Source organism: Rickettsia endosymbiont of Gonocerus acuteangulatus (assembly GCF_964026435.1).
Taxonomy (GTDB): domain Bacteria; phylum Pseudomonadota; class Alphaproteobacteria; order Rickettsiales; family Rickettsiaceae; genus Rickettsia.
In genome coordinates, this window is the sequence record NZ_OZ032147.1 from 775479 (window position 1) to 798179 (window position 22701).

Consider the following 22701-nt stretch of genomic DNA (forward strand, 5'->3'; position numbering starts at 1 on the left):
CCGCCGCAAGCAGCGGGGTATTTTAGAAGAAAGCTAGCTGATGATCCTCATGCAGTTTCTGATATTCCTTGCCTTGGTTTTTTACGTATTTTCCTATCATATTCTCATTTCCATGCTTACCTACCGTACTCGTAAAATATCCATCAGTCCAAAATTCTCCACCCCATAATTGTTTCTTTACCTGTGGACACTGTCTAAATATTTGACGAGCTGTAACACTTTTAATTGTTGTTACTATTTTTGTTACGCTATAGGTTGGTACAGATTGTACCAAAAAATGGACATGATCTTCATCAACCCCTATTTCTAAAAATTTTATTTGATATCTCTTTTCTATCTCTAAACATATTTCTCGTAATACTTGATCAACTGATACGTCAAACACTGCTCGGCGATATTTTGCTGGAAATACCATGTGATACAGCAGTACCGTAACATTATGACTTTTATGTATATATTTGCTCATTCCGCCATATTACGCCGCAAGCGGCGGGGAATATACCCAAAAGAGATTTAATTCTATAAATTTTTTAAATCCCTCTATGTCTCTTATTATTCTACGATGTCCTGTATGATAACCACTTTTTGCTTTGACATCCCCAGTTTGTTTCTTTAATTTTTTCCACTCTATTATAGTCTTCCTACTAATAGAGTATATCTCTGAAGTCTCTTTTATTGTTTTACCATCTGTTAAACTTTTTATTACTCGTATTCTTAAATCGTATGAATATGCCTTTGCCATAAGTTTTTCATTTAGTATAATCCAACTCATACTATAAGTCACTACCTTATCGCATTAAGCTATACTATTGATTTATTCACGGGGTCCAGTTAAAAATATCAATAATATTGATATTTTTAGTTATTTTTACTGGATCTAGTTAGCAAGCCACGGGATGACACCGAGGACGCTTTTTGATTCACATAATAAAGCCTACGCGGGAATGACATTGGAGCTATGCAGCAACCTAATTATAACCGACTAGATGACACCGATGGTGCTTTTCGATCCACACAGTCAATGCCATAACGCCACTATTTTTGCTTATAGACAGTCACTCGCATCTGGTGTATTGCCTTAAAGCCTAAATAAACTTCAATGCGTTCTAGTATAATTTCTTGGTAAAAAGATATTTCTAAAGCTGTTGCATGATCTTCTGCTTGTATAAACAGCGTATTAATCTTTTGCTTTTTATTAGTATCAGCAATTATTTTTAAAGGTAATACCTTATCGCTAAATTTAAATCCGACTATTTTACTCCAATTAAACATAATTTCAGGGAGCAAAGGATGCTGCCTTGCAAATATATGCCTAACTATTTTATGAACATTATCTTTAATTAGCTTCATCTTAATAGACTTTGGACAGTGACAGTAATTACTCCTAAAGCAAGCATTACAGATATTATAGGTGAGTATAATGATAGTACTGATAACATCATCAAGAATACATTACAAATCGCTATAATCGATACTACCCGCTTATGAGATTTGCCTTTTTTGACAGCTTTTTGGAAAAAATGCTTTAAGTGAGGTTGCCAAATTTTTTCTTTATTTACTAACCTAATAAATATAGTTAGTACCGCATCAGTTAAGTAATACAAGCTAGCGATAAAACAAGCTACAAATAAGTTAATATTTGTAGTAGCAAGCATTAACAAACAAAGACCAAGTAAAAAACCAAGGCTAATACTACCTACATCCCCTAAGAATATTTTTGCCGGATGCCAATTAAATATTAAAAATCCAACAGAACAACCAAGTATAACAATATTCATGTTAAATATAAAATATGGATTAGCAAGTACCTGAAATTGTAGTAGACATAATATAAGTATAGTACTTGATAGGTGAATAGACTCTATACAACTCATGCCGTCTATACCATCCATAAAATTATATATATTAACGAAGCCACTTAAAGCTATAATTAATGCAATAAAAATAAGATATATCGGTACATTAATATTAGCAGCAAAATCCAGAGAGATAAAAAGATAGATAGCAAAAGCAGAACAAATTAAATGAGTTATCAACCGAATTATTACCGGCACAGGTTTTAAATCATCTAAAAAAGAGACTGTCGCAATTACAAATAATGGCGGTAATATTTTTGCCGAGTTAGTAAGCAAACCGCTTGTTATATATTCAAAACCGCTTAAAGCAATCATTACAACAATTACAATAGCAAGACCACCGCCACGAGGAGTTACCTTATCATGAGAGCGACGACTACTAGGCACATCAACTAAACCGAATGCCGCAAGATATTTGGTTAATATACATGTTAATATAGTAGTTGCTATAAAAGAAAAAATAAATAATACAATATAGCTATTTATATTCATAGTAACATGTTAGATTTAAAGCTAAAATATTTATTATTACTGATAATTACATGATCATGCACTATAATATTTATTGTTTTATATCTACTATTATATTTGTCATATCAATATCGGCTTTTGAAGGATCAGGGCTACCACTTGGATGATTGTGAACAAGTATAATATTACTCGCATCATTAAACAATGCTCTTTTAATTATTTCTCGTGGGTATACAGCAGCCTGATCAATAGTTCCTTGACTTTAAACTTCATCAGCAATCAAAATATTTTTTTTGTTCAAAAATAATACCCGAAATTGTTCAAGTCGCATATTACCCATATTAACTTTTAAATAATCGATCAAAGAACCCCATGAGGCAATAAACTGTAGAAGTCAAGATTTGATCTTACAGACACTATAAATTTTGCACCTGATTGTCAGTTAAGTTTTGACTGTCAGATATATCAAAACTTACGCTATGTTATAGCAAATATGCTAAAAACTCTTATTACACAGCAATGTTTTATAGTGAAGCACTTCATAATATCCCTTAATTCATGGACATTATATCAAACATAGCGTAAGTTTTGATATAATCAAGATACAAGATTTCATTATTCTTTTCAACAGCTAATTTCTTACTATCCTTAAAAGTTTGCATAGGAGTTTTTCCATAACAATATTTACCAGAATGAGGTCTTTCATTATTGAAATACTCTAGCCAGATATCAAGATCTAATTGTAGGTCATCAAGATCTGTATAAATCTTTTTCCGCATTGCTGTATCAAAGAATTCTTGTTTCATAGTTTTATTAAAACGCTCACACATGCCGTTTGTTTGTGAAGAATATGCTTTAGTAGTAGTATGCTCTATACCTTCGATACTTAGAAATAATTCAAAAGCATGATGCTCTATATTCCCCTTATATTCTGACCCACGATCTGTAAGAATACGAATTATTGGTATCCCCCCTTGGGTCTCGTACCATGGTAACACGCGGTCATTCAGCATATCAGCAGCAGTTAAAGCTGTTTTATCAGTATATAGTTTAACATCAGCTACTCTGCTGTAGCTATCAATAAATACCTGAGAATAAACCTTACCTATACCCTTAAAGTTGCCTACATAATATGTATCTTGGCATCCTAGATACCCCGGATGCTGTGTCTCAATTTCTCCATGTGCTTCTTTTTCATTACGACACTTCTCTAGCACTTGTAATTGTGCCTCAGTAAGTACAATACCATCTTGAGCCATTTTTGCTTCTAATGCTTTAAGCCTTTTACTGATATTGTTTAAATCATTACGTAACCAAATTGATCTCACTCCTCCAGGTGATACAAGTACACCAGTCTTTTTAAGCTCATTTGATACTCTTAGCTGACCGTATGCTGGATATTCTATTGCCATATCCATTACTGCCTTCTCTATCGCTGGATCAACTCTATTGGCTATTATTGGCTTCTTACGGCTAATCTCATATAATGCTTCTTCGCCACCAGTTTCATACAGTTCTTAAATCTGTAATAACTATCTCTACTATATCCCATTGCTTTACATGCTGATGATATGCTACCAAGGCTCTTAGCTAATTCAAGTAAACCTAATTTTGGCTTTATTATTTTTTGATTTAAGTGCATTGTGACCTCCTATTTTTTATCTGTATTTTTTAATACATTATTTTAATTAAATGGTGGAGTAGATGTAATAGTCACCTATTACGCCCCTCATTAGAATTACGCCCCTCATTAGAACCGCATCGTGCCCTATTAAGGCAATGGGCTCAAGATACCATCATTTACACGGTATGCCCACTTAACATGACATGATATACTTTTACCTTTGGCAAAGGATGGCGTGTAATAAAAAGTCTAAATTGTTCCCAGTTAAATGATTTCTTCTGACTGCGTCTATTTAGCCATTTGAACATTATTTTAACCGCCTTCCATATAAAACCATTTACGGCATTGCAATTGTGCGACACTCCATAATATTGGATATGTCCTCTAAGCTTACTGCAAAAGGTTGTCCATATGATAGGTAGTTTGTATTTGTTTCTAATGCCTTTACACCAATCATTAACTTTCTTTAACTTGGTGCTTATTCTTTTTCCACTGCTCTTTAACTTAGGTATTATTCTACCATCCCTAGACTTTCCCAGATAAAAGGTAAATCCTAGAAAATCAAAGGGCTCCTGTTTTATGCCTTGAGACAACTGGTTCTTTGAAAATCTGACCAATTTGGTCTTTTCTTCATTAAGTTTAAGTTTGTACTTTTCAAGTCGTTTCCCAAGAACTGCTTTAATCTTCTTTGCATCCTCTCCATATCTACAGCATATTACTGCATCGTCACAGTAGCGAAATAATTCTACCGTACCCCTGCAATGTTGGGTCACTACTTTTTTAATCCATTCATCTAGTACATAATGAGCAAATATATTCGCAAGTATGGGGCTTACAATACTTCCTGCAATTACCCCTTCTTCCAGGATAGTTAACTCTCCATCAGATAAAACTCCCGCCTTAAACATACGGACAAAACTTACGCTATGTTTGGTTCTAAATATCGTAAAGATGGAGAACGCAGCTGTTGTTGCATATAGTCATCTAAAAGCCCTAACTTTATTTAGTAAACCGTTTTACCGATTGTATTTGCAGTCCTTTTGAGAAATGCCCAAACTAAAAATGCACAACTAATATGATTACGTTGAATACGCTGTTTCCTGCATTGACAACGTTCTATCCCAGTAAGTTGCTTAATTTCTCTGTGCATGCTCTCAATTACCCATCGAAAGCCATACTCATCTTGTGCAGCTTTAGAAGATTTGTGAGTTTTGTTATTGGTAACAACATACTCAACTCTGTTGGTAGAAACAGTAAATTTAAACAAATTAACATGCTTATTTTTAGCAAAGCCTTTTATATGAATCTCTACTCCATGCCTGATCTCTTCATCTGAAAATGTCAACTCTTTTACAGCTTTATAAGGTTTAGAATCGTGTGTTTTACTAACGTTTCTATTGGCTTTAATAGGGGCATAATAATATTTCCCCAGAGAGTCAACATGTTGCATAATTTTGTGTGTAGAATACCATGTGTCAAAAGTACTGTTTGAAAAGGAATCTTCTTGCTATAAACAGCATTATTTAACATGTTTAATAGGTGTTCTAGTTTTGTTGCTCCATCATGATCAGGTGCAAAAATTCGATAATCTATTACCCAAAACTTATTAATATCAGGGTTATAATATACCAGACTCACTACTCCTATACCTTTAGTAACTCTACCTGTAGCTCCACTGTACTGCGATCTTGCAATTTCTATTTGCTTCGTATTCCTTTTATTTAAAACCGTATCATCAAATATTGTATATCCATTAGATGAAAAAATAACATCATTCTTGATGTGTTCCTATAACAAAGAAGGTGTATATTTTTCATTCCTTAAAAATCTATTAATAACATCATGACTACATTTCTTTGCATGTTCAGCGTAGTAGGTTAAACTATAATTCTTTTGGCTAACTATTAAAAATTGACAATAATCTGTCCTATTAATTGGTATTGCTTGCAACTTTATCCTCTTTGACATGTTTAATTATTTTTACAATAATTTATCACTTTTTTACTCATAGCGTAAGTTTTGCGGATTAAATACCTAATTAGCCTCTCATCCTGAACCTTCTCCCGTAATATTTCGATCAATATCTTCCTATCCAATGTACCAAAAAAGTTCGCTAAGTCTAAGTCTATTATGCTCTCAACCTCATTTTCAAAAAGATGTTTAGAAAGCTCCCTTACTGCATCATGACATCCAATCCCTGCCCTGAAACCGTAGGAACACTTAAGGAATAATGGCTCATAGATATTTTCAAGTACCTTCTTCATCATCTTTTGGCAAAGCTTATCTTCAAAATTGCTAATCCCAAAAGTCCTATACTTACCCGGGCTTCCTTCCTTTGGTATCTTTACCTCTAGTATATTCCCTGGTTTATATACCATGTTCTTTAGTTTCTTAACCAATTCTCTAATATTTTCTGTAAGGTTTAAGCTATAGTTCGATTTGTCCATACCATCTGTTCCCACCGCTTTATTTACATCAAGCTCTTGGTAACATTTGGTAAGTGCTTCTTCATTAAATAAATGCATGAGATTGTTAAATCTCTTGCCCTTATCCTGTGAGGATAACCATGCTATTCTTTTTAGTTTCGTTTCTGCATTTATTTGATATTCTGTTGTTACCATAACATTTCCCTAAAAAGATCGATTTTACCTAGGATCCTTCGCTCCACAAACTCTCCTCTGCTTCAACACTACTATGATCCATCCGACTTCCTATATCCCCTCTCAGCTCCCTTGGGTTTTACTCTTGTCGGCTGATACTTCAAAAAAAATGGAAGAGAATATAGGATATCCCACGTTTATAGATAAACTTTTATTACATGCCATGCTCTCCGACCCCGGAAACCTAAACCTATATCTGCCTAATTTACGATATAGATAATATTGCATTCCTTTATCTTAACAAAGTCTGCGATCTCATATAACATTTTTAACGTGGCTCAATCACTACGGCCTGCAATATCTCTGCCTACGCTTAGCATAATTGTTGCCAATTTCTGCCCAAGGCTCGATACTTAGCGTGCTAGGTCAACACTTCTAAGACTGTTCTTTCAACAGCTAGTTTATCTACACTTCGTGGCACACTAAGATCAAATGTCAACTACTACAAATTAATATTTTTATTTATTATTTTTTGTTTTAATGCTCTATTTATTAATTCACGTACTATAGCAAAATTGATATATAGATTCTCATTAGTACCACTAATACTAAGCAATCTTTCTTTATCAATATTGATCAAATCAGTAATACTGCTAAAATTTTCCAGTAATTTTTTGGCTAGAGGCTTTACATCTTTACGAGGAATAGACGAAAATAACATTAGTTCCAATAACTCATAGTCGGAAAAATTTGCCGCTCCTGAAGCCACAAATCGCTCTTTTACCCTTTTACGATGACCTATATAATGAGGCGTTACCTCTTCTTTTATAGCTATCTCGGGAACTATCTCAGGTTCGTCGTCAAAGAATTCCATTAGCTTATAGTTTAACATAGGGAGGATAATCTAATTTTTTAGGGGATAATGTAAATATTTCAAAGCCGTCTTTAGTAACACCTATAGTATGCTCAAATTGTGCCGATAAAGACTTATCACGCGTGGTAACTGTCCAACCATCAAGGCTGCTTAATATAGTATTATATCCGCCGGCATTTACCATAGGCTCAACAGTAAAAAACATACCTTCTTCTAGAACAAGTCCTGTTCCGCTGCGACCATAATTTAATATTGATGGTTCATCATGAAAAACACGACCGATCCCATGACCAGTATAATCTCTAACCACAGAATAATTATGCTTCTCAGCATAGCTTTGAATAGCATGACCTATATCACCGAGCCTTGCCCCTGGCTTTACTACCTCGATTCCTTTCATCATCGCATCATAAGTCACCTGAATAAGGCGTTTTGGCTTTATTGCTACATCGCCAACATAATACATACGGCTAGTGTCACCATACCAACCATCTAAAATTACTGTAACATCAATATTTATTATATCACCATTTCGTAATGGTTTATCGTTTGGAATGCCGTGACAAACTACATGATTTATCGAGGTGCAAATAGATTTTGGAAAACCTTTATAATTTAAAGGGGCAGGAATGGCATTATTCGAAATAATAAAATTATGACAAAGATCATTTAAACTATTTGTGGTAACGCCTGGCTTTACATGCGGTTCTATAAAATCAAGTGTTTCAGCCGCAAGCCTGCCAGCTGCCCACATTTTCTCAAAATCTTTCTCGGAATGAATTTTTATGGTCATGTTATACTATGTGTTCTCTATAGAACTATATTATAACATAGTTTTTTAAAAGGTGTAAATTCTATTTAGCTTATATTATCTAGGTTCTGTGCACTTTTGATTAATGATTATAATTAAGAGATATTTTTAAGCGAAAATTAATAAGATTTTTGCAGTAATAGTTGTTCCTATTTCAAAAAAAATCTTATAATTTGCAGCTAAAAAGAGCCATAATTATGATCATTCTATTAAAAGTGCACAGAACCTAAGTGGGCTTTTAAGAATTCAGGAGCAAAATCTGCTCCGTTAGACCAAACAATGGTCTGCAATTCTTCATCAAGGGTTACTCTAGCAAATAAATTTTTGTCCTTAAGAGGTTCAAATACTGAACCAACCAAATGCTTATATAAGTTGTATTTCCTCTAGTACCATCATCAAAAGACAATTGTAAATAATAATCATCAATATATTTTACAGATATTACATGTAACATTTTTTTACTCTAATGGATATCATTGTCATTCCCGCGGAGGCGGGAATCCAGCATAAAGCAAGATAACCTACGCTTTTAATTTTAAAAATTTATTGTATTTGTACTTTTTTCTGGATTCCCGCCTACGCGGGAATGACATAAGAGCTACGGTTCTCTTCGCAATGACGATTGTAATTGTCCCTAGTATAACATTTTTTTCCAAGGTGTAAATTTTCTTGTTTAATTTACTTCAAAATAGTATGTTATAGTAAATTTTTATCAATAACTAATGCTATACTACGTAAACAAATTTCTTTCAAATAGTAAAGTACAAGCTGTTATTTTAGGAATAATCGGTCTTGCTACTATTTCTATGCTTGTATCATATAAGCTTGATGACCCGTCTTTTAATTCGGTAACAACTGGATATACTAATAATTTATTAGGGATTTTTGGTTCTTACCTATCTGATTTTTTATATCAATTTTTTGGGGTAGCAGCTTTTATAATACCGCTTTCTTGTTTTATTTGGGGGAAGAATTGCTGGCAACAGAAATATCGTAAATCCTTTATCCGTATATCGGTAATGCTACTTGCTCTTTTCAGTACCGCAGCTTTACTATCTAATTTTGATCTGGATTTTGTACCCTCTAATGGTGGCGGAGCAGCTGGTATAATTATTTTCGATTATCTTAAACAATTTACAAATCAGCTTCATTTATTATTAGTATTCTTTACATTTATTATATTTGTTGTTTTATTTGAAATTAAATTTACTTCTTTAAGTAGCTTTGTTATTAAGTTAAGTAAATTTTTAGCATATCAAATACAAACTTTTTTCTATAATCTATTTTCACAATTAACTTTGCCAAAATTATTTTCCGGTAAAGCAGATAATAAAATAAAGATTACCCCTTCTTATACAAAGCCGGTAAGCGAAAAAATAAGATTTACAGAAGAGCCAAAGTCTATTGTTACTAAACCAGCCCCTGTAAATCCTATAAAATTCTTTAATAAACCTGCTGCTCCTAAAATCTCTCAAAATGAAACAGCAGCATTGCCTCCAATTTCTTTACTTCGTAACCCTGAAAGTCATCATATAAAAGGTGTTTCATCGTCAGAGCTTAAACAAAAAGCCGAAGAGCTGTTGACTGTACTAAATGATTTTGGTGTGAAAGGACAAATAATTAATATAAGCCAAGGTCCAGTAGTAACTTTATATGAGTTTGAACCGGCAGCAGGCACTAAAACCTCAAGAGTAGTAGGGTTATCTGACGATATAGCTCGTTCACTCTCAGCCTTATCGACAAGGATAGCAGTAGTACCTGGTAAAAATGTGCTTGGTATTGAGCTACCTAATAAGCAGCGAGAATTCTTTTGCTTAAAAGAGTTAATAGAAACGCCGGAATATCAAGATACATCTACTTTATTGCCTTTAGTTTTAGGTAAAGATTTAGCAGGTAAACCGCTTATTGCCGATCTTGCCAAAATGCCGCACTTGCTTGTCGCAGGGACGACCGGCTCAGGTAAATCGGTGGGAATTAACGCTATGATCGTCTCTCTGTTATATCGCTATACTCCTGAAGAATGTCGCTTTATCATGATTGATCCGAAAATGCTTGAGTTATCGGCTTATGACGGAATACCACATTTATTAACGCCCGTTGTAACTGAACCGGCTAAAGCAGTGGTGGCACTAAAATGGGCAGTTAAAGAAATGGAAAACCGCTATAGAATGATGAGTAATATCGGTGTTAAGAATATTGCTGGCTATAATGCTAAGATTCAAGAAGCAGTTAAAGAGGGAAGAATAATTGAGAAATCAATTCAAACAGGCTTTGACCCTGAAACAGGTAGACCTATCTATGAAACTGTGGCAATGAATATGGAAAAGCTGCCGTTTATAGTGGTGATTGTTGATGAGATGGCTGATTTAATGCTGGTTGCTGGTAAGGATATTGAGATGTTAATACAGCGGCTTGCTCAAATGGCAAGAGCAGCCGGTATTCATATTATTATGGCAACGCAAAGACCATCGGTAGACGTTATTACCGGTGTGATCAAGGCTAACTTCCCAAGCCGTATCAGCTTTAAGGTTACCTCTAAAATCGATAGCCGAACTATCTTAGGCGAACAGGGTTCAGAGCAGTTACTTGGTATGGGTGATATGCTATTTATGGGCAATACCTCTAAAATTACTAGGGTACATGGACCTTTCGTTAACGAATCTGAGATTGAGCAAATTACGGAATACCTAAAAGAAACAGGCACACCAGAATATATATCCGCTGTAACAGAGCAGCCTGATGAAGATGATAATAGTATTGATATCGGCGATGGCACATCAGATGAAGTACTTTACAAAAAAGCTGTGCAGATAGTACGTGATGAGCGTAAATCTTCCATTAGCTATATTCAAAGATCGCTTAGAATCGGTTATAACAAAGCTGCCAATTTAGTTGAGAAAATGGAAAAGGAAGGAATAGTCTCCGCACCGAATCATACAGGTAAGAGAGAGATATTATTACCGGAGAGGTAAAGTTTGGAATGACATATAAAAATTATAGAATCAACAATTTAAAACAAAATCAATGAAACCCCTAACTGCTAAGACTTACTTAATATTTCAAACAATCACTAGAATAGCTTTATGTGCTTATGCGTTATTCTATAAACAAGTTTCGTTTATAGAATTGCCGTTAATATTCATTTTCGGATTAATTAACGATTTTATTTCTGCGGCTTATTTTTTACCTGAAATGTTAGTTTTAATATTGCTGGGAAACTTAGCATTATCAAGGTTTAGGCTAGTCTACACACCGCTTTGTTATTTATTTTACTGTGGTTTTATTTCCTCACTAATCTTTATTACAGCAGCTGAACTTACTTTTTGGGATGAGTTTGGGACTCGCTTTAATTTTATTGCCGTTGATTATCTAGTATATACTCATGAAATTATCGGCACAGTTAAAGAATCTATGCCTTATATAGAGATTATTAGTGGAATTCTAATAGTTAGTGCTATTACTACCTATATCTTGCGAAAAGCTGTTATTGATGCAGCATATAATATAAATAGAAAATGCTGTTTAGCTTCAGCAATTATTCTAGCTGCAATTAGTTTTATTGCCTTTAAATTTTATAGCCCTGAAAAGCTAAATTTCCATTCTAATAAATATGCAGAAGAGCTTGCTAAAAACGGTCCTTATGAGATTTTTTCGGCTTATCTTAATAACAGTCTAAACTATAATAGTTTTTATCCTACTATTGATAATAATCAAGCTTTAAACATAGTACGTGATAGTTTACAAAATAATAGTGACAAATTCATAAATGATCACTCTATCGAGCGTATTATTACCTCTAAAAATCTGAATAAGCAAAAATATAATGTAATCTTTATTACAGTAGAAAGTTTAAGTGCCAAATTCATGCAAAGCTTTGGCAATAGTGATAATATCACACCTTACTTGGATGAATTAACAAATAAAAGTATGTTCTTCACTAATATTTATGCTACCGGTACAAGGACAGTGCGGGGACTTGAAGCTATAACTTTATCAATTCCTCCAACTCCAGGCTCGTCAATAGTGCGTAGACCTGATAACCAGAATTTATTTAATATCGGCACTGTGTTTAGGAATCAAGGATATAACACTAATTTTATCTTTGGTGGTTATAGCTATTTTGATAATTTACGTAATTATTTCGGCGGTAATCACTACAATATAATAGACCGTGGCAATTTAGCATCTCACGAGATAAGCTTTGCAAATATATGGGGGGTAGCAGACGAGGATATCTTAAACAAGGTAATAGAGCAAGCTGATACAGATTATAAAGATGGTAAGCCGTTTTTCTCGTTAATTATGACTACCTCAAACCACCGACCTTATACTTTCCCTGATAATAGGATTGATTTACCATCAGGTGGTGGACGTAATGCAGCAGTTAAATATACCGATTATGCGATAAATAAGTTCTTAGAAACTGCTAAAACTAAAGAATGGTTTAACGATACTATCTTTGTTATTACTGCCGATCATTGTGCTTCAAGTGCCGGTAAAACGGAGCTACCTGTAGAGAAATATCATATACCACTAATTATCTATGCACCACAAATATTGAAACCAAAAAAAATAGATAATCTAGCAAGTCAAATAGATATAGCCCCAACGATTTTCGGTTTGCTTGGCTTTGAATATAAAAGCAAATTATGGGGGCAGGATATAATAAATAATCCAGCAAATAGAGCTTTTATTAGCACTTATCAGTTACTAGGCTTTTTAAAAGACGATAAGCTAGTAATTTTAAGCCCTAAACTACAGCCAAAAACCTATATATTATTAGGAGAAGAAAAAGAAGAGATACCAAACTCTATTAACCTTACCGAGGAAGCTATTAGCTTTTACCAAACCGCTTATGATTTTTATGTGCAGGGGAAACTGGTAGAGTGAAAGCCTTGCGTGCGTGGCTTATTTGTCATCCCATGGCTTGGGAACTAGATCCAGAAAATAATAAAAAATACTAATTTTATTAGTATTTTTAACTGGAACCCGTGAATAAATCACGGGATGACAGGGGAAAATGATCCACGCAGGCAAGCCTTAAGCGGGAATGACACAGAACAACATTTTTACCTATTTTAGGTTAGTTTTTTAGAAGTTTAGTTTAAGTCTTAAAGTACCACTTTGTGCATGGTATTTTTTAGCAAAGTTAAGACCATAATGTACTCCGTACTCTATATTACCTTTCTTAACTACTACACCTGCTCCTAGATCATATAACATTTTAGTAGCTTTAGGGGTTTGTACTGGTAATGGCTCGTTAATACCATTAAGCTCTGCAACGATTGCTGGTGTTTTACCACTAAAGTCGTAATTAATAAACGCATGGGCTTGGGTCTAATTATGAAGTCATCCTTATAGAATGTCGTCTTAATTTCATCTCCAAGTATTCCCTCAACTTTATTATATTGACGCTTCTTAATAGTTAAGTTTTGGAAAGTAGTACCCTGCTCTTGATATCCGGAATCTTTAATTCTAGTGAATCTTAGACCTACCATTGGTGCAAGAGAACTATCTTTCCATAAGTAATTATAACCACCAACTACTTGAGCACTATAAGAAGTTGAGTTGTATTTACCATACGCATTCTCAGTACCATCTACAGTACCACGAACTCATTAGTCTTAATTCTACTACGTGAATAGGTGGTTATACCCTCTATAAATAGATTATCTGCAAAATTGTATAATCCGTATACAGAACCCATATTAGTTTCGACTTTTGTAACATTACCAGATTTTGAATCTTTATAACGTAACTTTGTATCGATTCTAGTATAAGCAGCACCAAGGACTATATTATCATTTATAACAGTATCAACACCGACTGATCCACCCTCAGATTTAGCTGTATAACCACTAAATCCGTCTCTTAGAGCTTTCTGCACTGCTTTTCCGTAATATGGACATATCCATACACCGTAAACATTACCGGTATTATAATCATCACAATCACCACCTCCGACTGCTGCACCACGTTTACGTGAATCAGCTTCTTCCGCATCAGGGCTAGTACCGTCTGCATTTTTAACAGCTTCCATTCTCTTATTGATTTCTTGATTACCCATGTTAGCATTATCTTTAGCAGCATTAAATCCATCATTAGCATTAGAACGACTTATTCCGCTATTTGAACTTCCGCCATTACCGCGGAAAATGCAAGGACTAAGTAGAACAAAACCTATAAATTTTCTGCCCAAATTTCATTGGGGGTTTTATAACCAAAAATCTTTCTTGGCATGTTATTTAAAATCTCAGCAACATTGTCGAGTCTTTCTAATTAAGTGTGTAAATTTTTCATAGGGCTTAAATTCTACCTTCAAATTTTATCAAAAAGTGAGCCATAGCTGCGTTCCAGTTTGGAATCGGCATAGCCCATTTCTTGGTCATATAATCAATTGCCAAATATAAGGTCTTAAAAACGGCATTATCATTTGGAAAAACCCGTTTATTCTTGGTAACCTTACGTAATTGGCTATTGACAGATTCTACACTATTCGTTGTGTATATTACTTTCCTTATCGCCCCAGGGTATCCTAGAAAAACCATTAAATTTTCCCAATGAACATACCAAGATTTAGCAATTTGTGGATACTGTTTACTCCATTTAGCTTCAAAAGATTCTAAAGCAAGATGTGCTTCTTCCTCTGTGCTAGCAGTATAAATAGGCTTTAAATCAGCCGCTAATTCTTTTCGGTCTTTATATGATACATATTTTAAACTATTTCTAATCTGATGTACAATACATAATTGATGTTCGGTTTTCGGAAAAACTGCCTCTATCGCCTCAGACATACCGGTTAAATTATCACTGCAAGCAATAAGCATGTCTTGCATACCTCTGTTCTTCATCTCAGTAAAATTACCAAGCCAAAATTTTGCTCCTTCATTTTCACTGATCCACAATCCTAAAATATCCTTCCTGCCAGATAAATCAATACCTAATGCTACATATACAGACTTATTGATAATTCGTTTATCTTGACGTACTTTTACTACTAAACAGTCAAAAAATACTATAGCATATACTCGATCCAATGGTCGGCTTTGCCATATCTTGACATCCTCAATTACATCATCAGTAATTTGACTTATCAAACTTTCGCTAACGTCAGCTCCATACAATTCTTGCATTTGAATCTTAATATCAGATAAGCTCATTCCTTTAGCGTATAACGATATTATTTTATCATCAAATCCTTCAATACGTCTTTGACGCTTTGGAATTAATGCAGGTTCAAATGTACTACTTCTATCCCTTGGAACCTCAATCTCTATAACTCCATTATTTGTTACTAGATTCTTTACATTCTTACCATTACGAACATTATCACTATCAGTATGACAATATTTATCATATCCTAAGTGATTATTCATCTCTGACTGCAATGCCTTCTCTACAAGCCGTTTGGTTAATTGCTTTAATAAACCATCCTCTTTAAGTAATGTTGATATATCTGTATCATTATTTATTAATAAATCTATCGCTTGATTCATTGCTTCATTTTGTTTTTGGCTCATATAATTTCTCCTTTTGTTATATTATATTTTTATATAACCTTTGAGAAATTCCCACACTTATTTGGACAGAGCCACATTGTCAAGACCTCTTTGTGTAACGGTAGTAATATCTGTATTTTTAGGTAAAATTCTATGAATCATAGAATTCATTTTTTCCACTAATGCTTTTTGTCTAGGGCGGTATGGATCACAAAAGAAAGTTTGAAACCCAGATAGTCTATAGGCAACATGCCCCACAAACTCTTTGCCATTATCCATAGTAATAGTCTTTCTCACACTATTTGGAAGAGTTTTTATCTTTCTTAAAAAACCATTGGTAACTGTTGTAGCTCTCTTGGAGTTATTCAGCACTAAAATAATCTTTTGACTCTTTATTATCCATCAGTGCACCAATATTCATACTTTGATTACCTTTATGAAATGTAAGATCTGCCTCAAAATTCCCTACTTCTACCTTTTTCGTAGCTATTGCATCACGCTGATGTATTGAGATCCTTTGTGGTATAATGATCCTTTGACGCCTCTTTCCTCTTTCTTGCCTTTTATATCTTTTAGAAGGTAAATAGCTATATAACTTTAATTTAGCTGCTACTGCAGAAGTGTAAACAAATCTATATATACTTTCTGTACTGATACACAAAGCTGTATTTTTGTCTAGTTTTAACTTTCCGGCTATAGCATCCGGCGAGACCATTTCTTGCGAATCATAGCATTTTTAATATAATCTAACAACATAGGGTGAAAATACTATAAGTAAGTAGAACAGAACCTATTTAAAATAATAAGATTTTAAATAGGTAATGATGAACAGAAAATATAGACACTTATCTCGAGAAGAGAGATATGAGATAAAAAGAATGTATGACCTAGGAGTCAGTATTAATAAGATAGCACAACATCTTACGAGGTCTAAAAGCACTATTAGTATGGAGCTAAAAAGAAATAAGGTAAAAGATAAGTATATGCCTTGTGTTGCTCAGGAAAAATATGAAAACAGGATGTATCAGCAAGAGTTATTAAAAATAGAAAAGAACCCTATGTTGTTAGATTATCAAAACTTACGCTATGTTTGGTTCTAAATATCGTAAAGATGGAGAACGCAGCTGTTGTTGCATATAGTCATCTAAAAGCCCTAACTTTATTTGGTAAACCGTTTTACCGATTGTATTTGCAGTCCTTTTGAGAAATGCCCAAACTAAAAATGCACAACTAATATGATTACGTTGAATATGCTGTTTCCTGCATTGACAACGTTCTATCCCAGTAAGTTGCTTAATTTCTCTGTGCATGCTCTCAATTACCCATCGAAAGCCACACTCATCTTGTGCAGCTTTAGAAGATTTGTGAGTTTTGTTATTGGTAACAACATACTCAACTCTGTTGGTAGAAACAGTAAATTTAAACAAATTAACATGCTTATTTTTAGCAAAGCCTTTTATATGAATCTCTACTCCATGTCTGATCTCTTCATCTGAAAATGTCAACTCTTTTACAGCTTTATAAGGTTTAGAATCGTGTGTTTTACTAACGTTTCTATTGGCTTTAATAGGGGCATAATAATATTTCCCCAGAGAGTCAACATGTTGCATAATTTTGTGTGTAGAATACCATGTGTCAAAAAGTACTGTTTGAAAAGGAATCTTCTTGCTATAAACAGCATTATTTAACATGTTTAATAGGTGTTCTAGTTTTGTTGCTCCATCATGATCAGGTGCAAAAATTCGATAATCTATTACCCAAAACTTATTAATATCAGGGTTATAATATACCAGACTCACTACTCCTATACCTTTAGTAACTCTACCTGTAGCTCCACTGTACTGCGATCTTGCAATTTCTATTTGCTTCGTATTCCTTTTATTTAAAACCGTATCATCAAATATTGTATATCCATTAGATGAAAAAATAACATCATTCTTGATGTGTTCCCATAACAAAGAAGGTGTATATTTTTCATTCCTTAAAAATCTATTAATAACATCATGACTACATTTCTTTGCATGTTCAGCGTAGTAGGTTAAACTATAATTCTTTTGGCTAACTATTAAAAATTGACAATAATCTGTCCTATTAATTGGTATTGCTTGCAACTTTATCTTCTTTGACATGTTTAATTATTTTTACAATAATTTATCACTTTTTTACTCATAGCGTAAGTTTTGTAAAAATAATTTGATTAATATGAATAATTGTTTTAATTTGATTATAGTATAGATCGGGAGTCGTCATTGCGAGGAGCGTAGCGACGAAGCAATCTCATGAAAGAAATATAAAATTCCTAAGATTGCCGCGTCAATGCGTTGCCTCTCCTCGCAATGACAAAAAATAACAAAAAATAAAGTGGTGAAAAGTGAAAAAATTTATATTTTGTTTTTTATGTTTTTGGACATTAAATATATTTGCTGCTTCCAAGGGCTATCCTAATAAGCTTAATCGTTGTAAAATTACAAGAAATATATTTAATGATTATGAACCAAAAGTTTTTGAGCCTACCAATAATTTATTACGTAAGACAGGGCAGATATCTAGATTTTATGGTGAAAAAATCATAATTAAAGGAATAGTACTGGATCAGAATTGTGTACCAGTTGCAGATGCTAAAGTTTATTTATGGCAAGCAGGTAGTGGTGGTAAATATCCTTATGAACCTTTAAAAACACGTGTTGATAAAAGAAGATTTACCGGTAAAAAAGATTTTAGTTTTACTGGTAGCGGTATTGCTACTACTAATAATAAAGGGGAATATTACTTTGTCAGCATGTTACCTTATAAATCTGCTGGTAATTTAAAAAGTGTCAATATAAGAGTAGAACATCCAGATCTTAAAACATTAGAAACACGTTTAGATCTATCTAATAAAAATATATGTAGTAATGAATGTGGTGAGATTAAACCCGCTTTGGTTGAGCCTCAACAACATCTGAAATCATTTTGTTTTGACTTAGTATTACAGGGTACGACTCTTAAAAGATATTGATATCTGTCATGAGCTACGCAACTGTAAGGGGTGTGGCAATCTCATGAAACAATACTAAATTCCTGAGATTGCTTCGTCAATTACTTTGTAATTTCCTCGCAATGACGTCATTGTCATCAGTCGGTGGTTCTAAAGTTTTTTTTATGCCGCAGCTACATAACATAGTGCATAGAAGTAAAAGTACAACGAAACCAAATTTTTTCATTACAATAATAAATTATTTTATGGGTTTAAGTAATTATAATAAATATTTTTTGACCATTACAGTATTTTTATTATTAATAATATTTTTTACTTCTAAAATTTATGCAAATCCTAAGAATGGCTCTAATGTTCCTGATGATATAATTTTTTTTGATGAAGAAAAAAATCAATATTCTCTTGATCAGTTCGAGGGAAAAACTATATTATTAGTATTTTGGGCTACTTGGAGTGCTAATTGTGTAAAAGAGATGCCCGATCTTGATACATTACAGAAAGATTTTAGGAAGCTGCCTTTCTCAGTGATTCCGGTTTCAGAAGATTATCAAGACGTAAAAGTTATTATGGAGTATTATAAAAGTTACCAGATAAGATATTTACCGATTTATCAAGATTATAGAAATCAGCTATTTAAGGCTTTAGGAGTAATTAGTTTACCTACAAGCATATTAATAGATCCAAATGGTAAAATAGTAACTAGTTTTATTGGTAATACTAATTGGTATGATGAAAAAATTAGGGAAACTATTTTATCTGCTATACCAGGAAATTATCCAGAACCTAAAAATAGCTATAATGGGCAATCTTTGAATAAACCAGCAAAACCTTTGCAGCCTATAAAAAAAGGAACAGTAAAAGACCTAATAAATCCTTTAGAAGCACCTGCTGAAGAAGCATCAAAAGATAACAATGAGCAAGATAATGAACGAAGTAAATAAATCAACTATTGCGAATGCAGAGTTTGAACCAATAATAGCTAAACCTCAGATAAGTAAATTAGAGCAATTATTTGCTTCGATCTTTGGTAATTCTAAAGAAGTAGTTGCCGTTTTACGTTTAAACGGCGTTATAGGTAAAGTTAGTACTGTGCAGTCAGGGCTTACTTTAGAATCATTAAACGAGCTAATAGAAAAAGCTTTTAAAATAAAAAAGCTAAAAGCTTTGTGCCTTATTATCAACTCCCCAGGTGGATCGCCTGTACAATCGGAACTTATTGCAAAACGTATTCGCACGCTTGCTAAAGAACACAAAATCAAAATTTATAGCTTTATAGAAGATATGGCAGCATCGGGCGGCTATTGGCTAGCTTGTGCTGGTGATCAAATATATGCTTTGCATAGCTCGATTATAGGTAGTATCGGTGTAGTCTCAAGTGGCTTTGGCTTTCATGAAGCAATTAATAAGCTTGGAATAGAAAGAAGAGTCTATACAGAAGGGAAAAATAAATCAGTTTTAGATCCTTTCAAACCTATTAATAAAGAGGATGTAAAAATTATTAAAGATCTACAAAAGCAAGTTTATGAACATTTTGTTGATTATGTAAAAACAAGAAGAGTCGGTAAATTAACTCAACAAGACGATATTTTATTTAATGGTGAATTCTGGGCAGGACGAACGGCTCTTGATTATGGTTTAATTGATGACCTGGGCGATATGTATAGTACTATGAAAGCTAAATTTGGTGATAATATTAAATTTCAGTATCTTTGTGCTAAACAGCCATGGATTAAAAAGAAGCTTGGTATGGCAAGTAAAATACTAACTGATAATTTTGCTGATTCCTTAATTAATGCAATTGAAAATAAGATTATTAACGATAAATTTGATATAAAGTAACATGACTATAACACAAGTTAAAATTAAGAAATTAGATAATTTTTTTGGCAAATTGCCAGAATACGCTACGGATCATAGTGCTGGTATGGATTTAACAGCAGCAAACGAGCAACCTATAACTATAAAAGCAGGTGAGATACAGCTAATTCCAACCGGTATAGCTATTGCACTACCGGAATTATTCGAAGCACAAATAAGACCACGTTCGGGTCTTGCCGCCAAAAATGGCATTACAGTTGCTAATTCCCCTGGTACTATTGATGCTGATTATCGTGGTGAGATAAAAGTTATTCTTATTAATTTAGGCAAAGATGATTTTGTTATAGAAAAAGGTATGAGAATTGCTCAAATGGTAATATCAAAATATGAGCGTATATCATGGAAAGAAAGCGAAACTCTTGAAGAGACTGCAAGAGGTAGTGGTGGCTTCGGTTCTACAGGAGTATACCTTTGATACTTCAAGATTTGGTACATATTCGATGAACTTGAAAAATTGGCTACGTCGTCTTTGTAGCCTTTCACGTATTACTTATACGCTCCGTTCCTCGGTCTACAGACTTCTTGCTCTTTTTCAAGTTGATCTTCATATAAGTCAAATTTTGGGATTCGTCTTTGCTCACGTAGTTTATCTATGTTCCGCAGACTCACCGCTTATTTGACTTACCAACTTTTAAAGTATCTGTGGTATATAAATTTAGTCATTATAACTCATGAAAATTCTAGCATTTGATACGGCAAATAATACGGCATCGGTAGCACTTTCAGATAAAGACAATATCTTAGCGTATGCGGAAGAATTACGCCCATCTATGCAGGCAGAAAATCTAATGCCTATGATAGAGCAGGTAATGAAAGCTGCTCAGTGTTCATATGATGAGCTGGATTATTTAGCCGTAACAAACGGTCCTGGTAGTTTTACAGGAATTAGGATAGGGCTTGCTGCGGCTAAAGGTATATTATTTGCCAAAAAGAATATTAAAGCAGTAGCGGTTAGTAATTTTGAGCATGCTTATTTTAGAGCTATAGGGCAGGTTAAAGTTTACGATCAAATATATGTATTCTTAAACGCCTATCGTAGTCAGCTCTATTTACAGATTTTTGATAGATCAGGTAAAACAAATGAACCGCTATTAATAGATTTTGATTATGCTATAGGGCTGCTTAAGCATGAGAAAGGAGATATAATTTGTTGTGGTAGCGGTCTTGAATTTATATATACTCAAGTTAAAAATCTGCCGAATATAATAATTCTGCCACGCTTTGTTAGAGTTAAAGCTTTTATTATTTGTAGATATGTAGCAAGCTTACTTGCAAACAAGGCGGAGTTAAACAGTGTTATAGCGCCGCTTTATATCCGCCCACCTGATGCTAAAATAAGCACCATAAATAGCAAATTACAGAAGTAATTTAACTAAACCAATATGCTTTAGAACAATATGCATCATCAATACCTAACGTTTCAATAAGAGGCATAGAATCTTCAATATAACTCGTATTGTGATATCAAAACTTACGCTATGTTTGGTTCTAAATATCGTAAAGATGGAGAACGCAGCTGTTGTTGCATATAGTCATCTAAAAGCCCTAACTTTATTTGGTAAACCGTTTTACCGATTGTATTTGCAGTCCTTTTGAGAAATGCCCAAACTAAAAATGCCCAACTAATATGATTACGTTGAATACGCTGTTTCCTGCATTGACAACGTTCTATCCCAGTAAGTTGCTTAATTTCTCTGTGCATGCTCTCAATTACCCATCGAAAGCCACACTCATCTTGTGCAGCTTTAGAAGATTTGTGAGTTTTGTTATTGGTAACAACATACTCAACTCTGTTGGTAGAAACAGTAAATTTAAACAAATTAACATGCTTATTTTTAGCAAAGCCTTTTATATGAATCTCTACTCCATGCCTGATCTTTTCATCTGAAAATGTCAACTCTTTTACAGCTTTATAAGGTTTAGAATCGTGCGTTTTACTAACGTTTCTATTGGCTTTAATAGGGGCATAATAATATTTCCCCAGAGAGTCAACATGTTGCATAATTTTGTGTGTAGAATACCATGTGTCAAAAAGTACTGTTTGAAAAGGAATCTTCTTGCTATAAACAGCATTATTTAACATGATAAAAGTAATCCCCGCCGCAAGCAGC

At 33.7% G+C, this 22701-nt stretch carries 26 protein-coding genes and 3 pseudogenes; 8 read left to right on the forward strand and 21 right to left on the reverse strand.

The genetic code is table 11. The features are described 5' to 3' along the window. Positions 1-22 precede the first annotated feature (22 nt). The 14 genes and pseudogenes from tnpA to AAGD55_RS04780 all read right to left on the reverse strand — a co-directional run bounded on the left by tnpA (position 23) and on the right by AAGD55_RS04780 (position 8595). Positions 23-466 carry an IS200/IS605 family transposase gene (gene tnpA, locus AAGD55_RS04715; protein ID WP_341790826.1) on the reverse strand — a complete coding sequence of 148 codons (444 nt, stop codon included), beginning with the start codon at positions 464-466 and terminating at the stop codon, positions 23-25. Positions 467-475: 9 nt separating this feature from the next. Further along, positions 476-772 (reverse strand): IS630 transposase-related protein, encoded by a 297-nt coding sequence (locus AAGD55_RS04720; protein ID WP_341791446.1) that lies wholly within the window; start codon positions 770-772, stop codon positions 476-478. 263 nt (positions 773-1035) lie between these two features. Further along, positions 1036-1350, reverse strand: a complete 315-nt coding sequence (locus tag AAGD55_RS04725; RefSeq protein ID WP_341792318.1) for a DUF721 domain-containing protein — start codon at positions 1348-1350, stop codon at positions 1036-1038. After that, the gene (locus AAGD55_RS04730) at positions 1347-2348 is read right to left on the reverse strand and encodes a glycosyltransferase family 4 protein (RefSeq protein ID WP_341792319.1); all 1002 of its coding nucleotides are present in this window, start codon (positions 2346-2348) and stop codon (positions 1347-1349) included. Before AAGD55_RS04730 ends, AAGD55_RS04725 begins: the two co-directional genes overlap by 4 nt. Further along, positions 2345-2667 (reverse strand): annotated as a pseudogene (locus AAGD55_RS04735) (JAB domain-containing protein). Before AAGD55_RS04735 ends, AAGD55_RS04730 begins: the two are co-directional and overlap by 4 nt. Before the next feature lie 211 nt (positions 2668-2878). Beyond that, a pseudogene (locus AAGD55_RS04740) lies at positions 2879-3969 on the reverse strand (IS481 family transposase). 158 nt (positions 3970-4127) lie between these two features. Then, entirely contained in the window at positions 4128-4859 is a 732-nt protein-coding gene (locus AAGD55_RS04745; protein WP_341792320.1) for a reverse transcriptase domain-containing protein, read from the reverse strand. Between the two features lie 95 nt (positions 4860-4954). After that, positions 4955-5401, reverse strand: a complete 447-nt coding sequence (locus AAGD55_RS04750; protein ID WP_341792321.1) for a transposase — start codon at positions 5399-5401, stop codon at positions 4955-4957. Then, positions 5302-5589, reverse strand: a complete 288-nt coding sequence (locus AAGD55_RS04755) for a hypothetical protein (protein WP_341792322.1) — start codon at positions 5587-5589, stop codon at positions 5302-5304. The genes AAGD55_RS04750 and AAGD55_RS04755 overlap by 100 nt, the downstream gene beginning before the upstream one ends. Positions 5590-5739: 150 nt before the next feature. Further along, positions 5740-5919 carry a hypothetical protein gene (locus tag AAGD55_RS04760; RefSeq protein ID WP_341792054.1) on the reverse strand — a complete coding sequence of 60 codons (180 nt, stop codon included), beginning with the start codon at positions 5917-5919 and terminating at the stop codon, positions 5740-5742. Between the two features lie 2 nt (positions 5920-5921). Beyond that, positions 5922-6572, reverse strand: a complete 651-nt coding sequence (locus AAGD55_RS04765) for a reverse transcriptase domain-containing protein (RefSeq protein WP_341792323.1) — start codon at positions 6570-6572, stop codon at positions 5922-5924. A gap of 481 nt (positions 6573-7053) precedes the next feature. Then, the gene (locus tag AAGD55_RS04770) at positions 7054-7443 is read right to left on the reverse strand and encodes a UPF0758 domain-containing protein (RefSeq protein WP_341792324.1); all 390 of its coding nucleotides are present in this window, start codon (positions 7441-7443) and stop codon (positions 7054-7056) included. Next, positions 7430-8218: a type I methionyl aminopeptidase gene (gene map, locus AAGD55_RS04775; protein WP_341792325.1), complete on the reverse strand. Its 789-nt coding sequence runs from the start codon at positions 8216-8218 to the stop codon at positions 7430-7432. Before map ends, AAGD55_RS04770 begins: the two co-directional genes overlap by 14 nt. A gap of 227 nt (positions 8219-8445) precedes the next feature. Beyond that, the gene (locus AAGD55_RS04780) at positions 8446-8595 is read right to left on the reverse strand and encodes a hypothetical protein (protein WP_341792326.1); all 150 of its coding nucleotides are present in this window, start codon (positions 8593-8595) and stop codon (positions 8446-8448) included. Positions 8596-8958: 363 nt separating this feature from the next. Here AAGD55_RS04780 and AAGD55_RS04785 point away from each other — a divergent pair, with 363 nt between their 5' ends. Together AAGD55_RS04785 and AAGD55_RS04790 are read left to right on the forward strand one after the other, a co-directional pair. Beyond that, complete coding sequence (locus AAGD55_RS04785) at positions 8959-11208, forward strand: DNA translocase FtsK (RefSeq protein ID WP_341792327.1); 2250 nt, start codon at positions 8959-8961, stop codon at positions 11206-11208. A gap of 52 nt (positions 11209-11260) precedes the next feature. After that, on the forward strand, positions 11261-13126 hold the full coding sequence (locus tag AAGD55_RS04790) for an LTA synthase family protein (protein ID WP_341792328.1): 1866 nt from the start codon (positions 11261-11263) through the stop codon (positions 13124-13126). A gap of 317 nt (positions 13127-13443) precedes the next feature. On the opposite strand, the pseudogene AAGD55_RS04795 reads toward AAGD55_RS04790, so the two are convergent. The 5 genes and pseudogenes from AAGD55_RS04795 to AAGD55_RS04815 all read right to left on the reverse strand — a co-directional run. Further along, positions 13444-13779 (reverse strand): annotated as a pseudogene (locus AAGD55_RS04795) (autotransporter outer membrane beta-barrel domain-containing protein); the annotation flags it as partial. A gap of 56 nt (positions 13780-13835) precedes the next feature. Then, entirely contained in the window at positions 13836-14435 is a 600-nt protein-coding gene (locus AAGD55_RS04800; protein ID WP_341792329.1) for an autotransporter outer membrane beta-barrel domain-containing protein, read from the reverse strand. Between the two features lie 106 nt (positions 14436-14541). Continuing rightward, positions 14542-15756 carry an IS256 family transposase gene (locus AAGD55_RS04805; protein WP_341790885.1) on the reverse strand — a complete coding sequence of 405 codons (1215 nt, stop codon included), beginning with the start codon at positions 15754-15756 and terminating at the stop codon, positions 14542-14544. A 57-nt stretch (positions 15757-15813) separates the two neighbouring features. Next, on the reverse strand, positions 15814-16107 hold the full coding sequence (locus AAGD55_RS04810; protein WP_341792330.1) for an IS30 family transposase: 294 nt from the start codon (positions 16105-16107) through the stop codon (positions 15814-15816). Next, complete coding sequence (locus AAGD55_RS04815) at positions 16097-16450, reverse strand: hypothetical protein (RefSeq protein WP_341792331.1); 354 nt, start codon at positions 16448-16450, stop codon at positions 16097-16099. The genes AAGD55_RS04810 and AAGD55_RS04815 overlap by 11 nt, the downstream gene beginning before the upstream one ends. A gap of 106 nt (positions 16451-16556) precedes the next feature. Between AAGD55_RS04815 and AAGD55_RS04820 the strand changes: the two genes are divergently transcribed. Next, positions 16557-16835 carry a helix-turn-helix domain-containing protein gene (locus tag AAGD55_RS04820; RefSeq protein ID WP_341791355.1) on the forward strand — a complete coding sequence of 93 codons (279 nt, stop codon included), beginning with the start codon at positions 16557-16559 and terminating at the stop codon, positions 16833-16835. Here the strand turns inward: AAGD55_RS04820 and AAGD55_RS04825 are convergent. Beyond that, positions 16815-17864, reverse strand: coding sequence for a transposase (locus AAGD55_RS04825; protein ID WP_341792332.1), 1050 nt, complete (start codon positions 17862-17864; stop codon positions 16815-16817). The two genes, AAGD55_RS04820 and AAGD55_RS04825, sit on opposite strands and share 21 nt — an antisense overlap. Before the next feature lie 242 nt (positions 17865-18106). On the opposite strand from AAGD55_RS04825, the gene AAGD55_RS04830 reads away from it, so the two are divergent. The 5 genes from AAGD55_RS04830 to tsaB all read left to right on the forward strand — a co-directional run bounded on the left by AAGD55_RS04830 (position 18107) and on the right by tsaB (position 21957). Beyond that, complete coding sequence (locus tag AAGD55_RS04830; protein WP_341792333.1) at positions 18107-18733, forward strand: dioxygenase; 627 nt, start codon at positions 18107-18109, stop codon at positions 18731-18733. Between the two features lie 224 nt (positions 18734-18957). Beyond that, the gene (locus AAGD55_RS04835; RefSeq protein ID WP_341792518.1) at positions 18958-19653 is read left to right on the forward strand and encodes a TlpA disulfide reductase family protein; all 696 of its coding nucleotides are present in this window, start codon (positions 18958-18960) and stop codon (positions 19651-19653) included. Further along, positions 19637-20551, forward strand: coding sequence for a S49 family peptidase (locus tag AAGD55_RS04840; RefSeq protein ID WP_341792334.1), 915 nt, complete (start codon positions 19637-19639; stop codon positions 20549-20551). Before AAGD55_RS04835 ends, AAGD55_RS04840 begins: the two co-directional genes overlap by 17 nt. Before the next feature lies 1 nt (position 20552). After that, the gene (gene dut, locus AAGD55_RS04845; protein ID WP_341792335.1) at positions 20553-21005 is read left to right on the forward strand and encodes a dUTP diphosphatase; all 453 of its coding nucleotides are present in this window, start codon (positions 20553-20555) and stop codon (positions 21003-21005) included. A 256-nt stretch (positions 21006-21261) separates the two neighbouring features. Next, on the forward strand, positions 21262-21957 hold the full coding sequence (tsaB, locus tag AAGD55_RS04850; RefSeq protein WP_341792336.1) for a tRNA (adenosine(37)-N6)-threonylcarbamoyltransferase complex dimerization subunit type 1 TsaB: 696 nt from the start codon (positions 21262-21264) through the stop codon (positions 21955-21957). A 104-nt stretch (positions 21958-22061) separates the two neighbouring features. On the opposite strand, the gene AAGD55_RS04855 is transcribed toward tsaB, so the two are convergent. Then, positions 22062-22673, reverse strand: coding sequence for a transposase (locus AAGD55_RS04855; protein ID WP_341792337.1), 612 nt, complete (start codon positions 22671-22673; stop codon positions 22062-22064). Between the last annotated feature and the right edge of the window lie 28 nt (positions 22674-22701).

Coding starts and splice junctions, on each gene's coding strand:
- tnpA (WP_341790826.1), bottom strand. CDS start 466: ATGAGCAAATATATACATAAAAGTCATAATGTTACGGTACTGCTGTAT.
- AAGD55_RS04720 (WP_341791446.1), bottom strand. CDS start 772: ATGAGTTGGATTATACTAAATGAAAAACTTATGGCAAAGGCATATTCA.
- AAGD55_RS04725 (WP_341792318.1), bottom strand. CDS start 1,350: ATGAAGCTAATTAAAGATAATGTTCATAAAATAGTTAGGCATATATTT.
- AAGD55_RS04730 (WP_341792319.1), bottom strand. CDS start 2,348: ATGAATATAAATAGCTATATTGTATTATTTATTTTTTCTTTTATAGCA.
- AAGD55_RS04745 (WP_341792320.1), bottom strand. CDS start 4,859: ATGTTTAAGGCGGGAGTTTTATCTGATGGAGAGTTAACTATCCTGGAA.
- AAGD55_RS04750 (WP_341792321.1), bottom strand. CDS start 5,401: ATGCAACATGTTGACTCTCTGGGGAAATATTATTATGCCCCTATTAAA.
- AAGD55_RS04760 (WP_341792054.1), bottom strand. CDS start 5,919: ATGTCAAAGAGGATAAAGTTGCAAGCAATACCAATTAATAGGACAGAT.
- AAGD55_RS04765 (WP_341792323.1), bottom strand. CDS start 6,572: ATGGTAACAACAGAATATCAAATAAATGCAGAAACGAAACTAAAAAGA.
- AAGD55_RS04770 (WP_341792324.1), bottom strand. CDS start 7,443: ATGTTAAACTATAAGCTAATGGAATTCTTTGACGACGAACCTGAGATA.
- map (WP_341792325.1), bottom strand. CDS start 8,218: ATGACCATAAAAATTCATTCCGAGAAAGATTTTGAGAAAATGTGGGCA.
- AAGD55_RS04785 (WP_341792327.1), top strand. CDS start 8,959: ATGCTATACTACGTAAACAAATTTCTTTCAAATAGTAAAGTACAAGCT.
- AAGD55_RS04790 (WP_341792328.1), top strand. CDS start 11,261: ATGAAACCCCTAACTGCTAAGACTTACTTAATATTTCAAACAATCACT.
- AAGD55_RS04805 (WP_341790885.1), bottom strand. CDS start 15,756: ATGAGCCAAAAACAAAATGAAGCAATGAATCAAGCGATAGATTTATTA.
- AAGD55_RS04815 (WP_341792331.1), bottom strand. CDS start 16,450: ATGGTCTCGCCGGATGCTATAGCCGGAAAGTTAAAACTAGACAAAAAT.
- AAGD55_RS04820 (WP_341791355.1), top strand. CDS start 16,557: ATGATGAACAGAAAATATAGACACTTATCTCGAGAAGAGAGATATGAG.
- AAGD55_RS04825 (WP_341792332.1), bottom strand. CDS start 17,864: ATGTCAAAGAAGATAAAGTTGCAAGCAATACCAATTAATAGGACAGAT.
- AAGD55_RS04835 (WP_341792518.1), top strand. CDS start 18,958: ATGGGTTTAAGTAATTATAATAAATATTTTTTGACCATTACAGTATTT.
- AAGD55_RS04840 (WP_341792334.1), top strand. CDS start 19,637: ATGAACGAAGTAAATAAATCAACTATTGCGAATGCAGAGTTTGAACCA.
- dut (WP_341792335.1), top strand. CDS start 20,553: ATGACTATAACACAAGTTAAAATTAAGAAATTAGATAATTTTTTTGGC.
- tsaB (WP_341792336.1), top strand. CDS start 21,262: ATGAAAATTCTAGCATTTGATACGGCAAATAATACGGCATCGGTAGCA.
- AAGD55_RS04855 (WP_341792337.1), bottom strand. CDS start 22,673: ATGTTAAATAATGCTGTTTATAGCAAGAAGATTCCTTTTCAAACAGTA.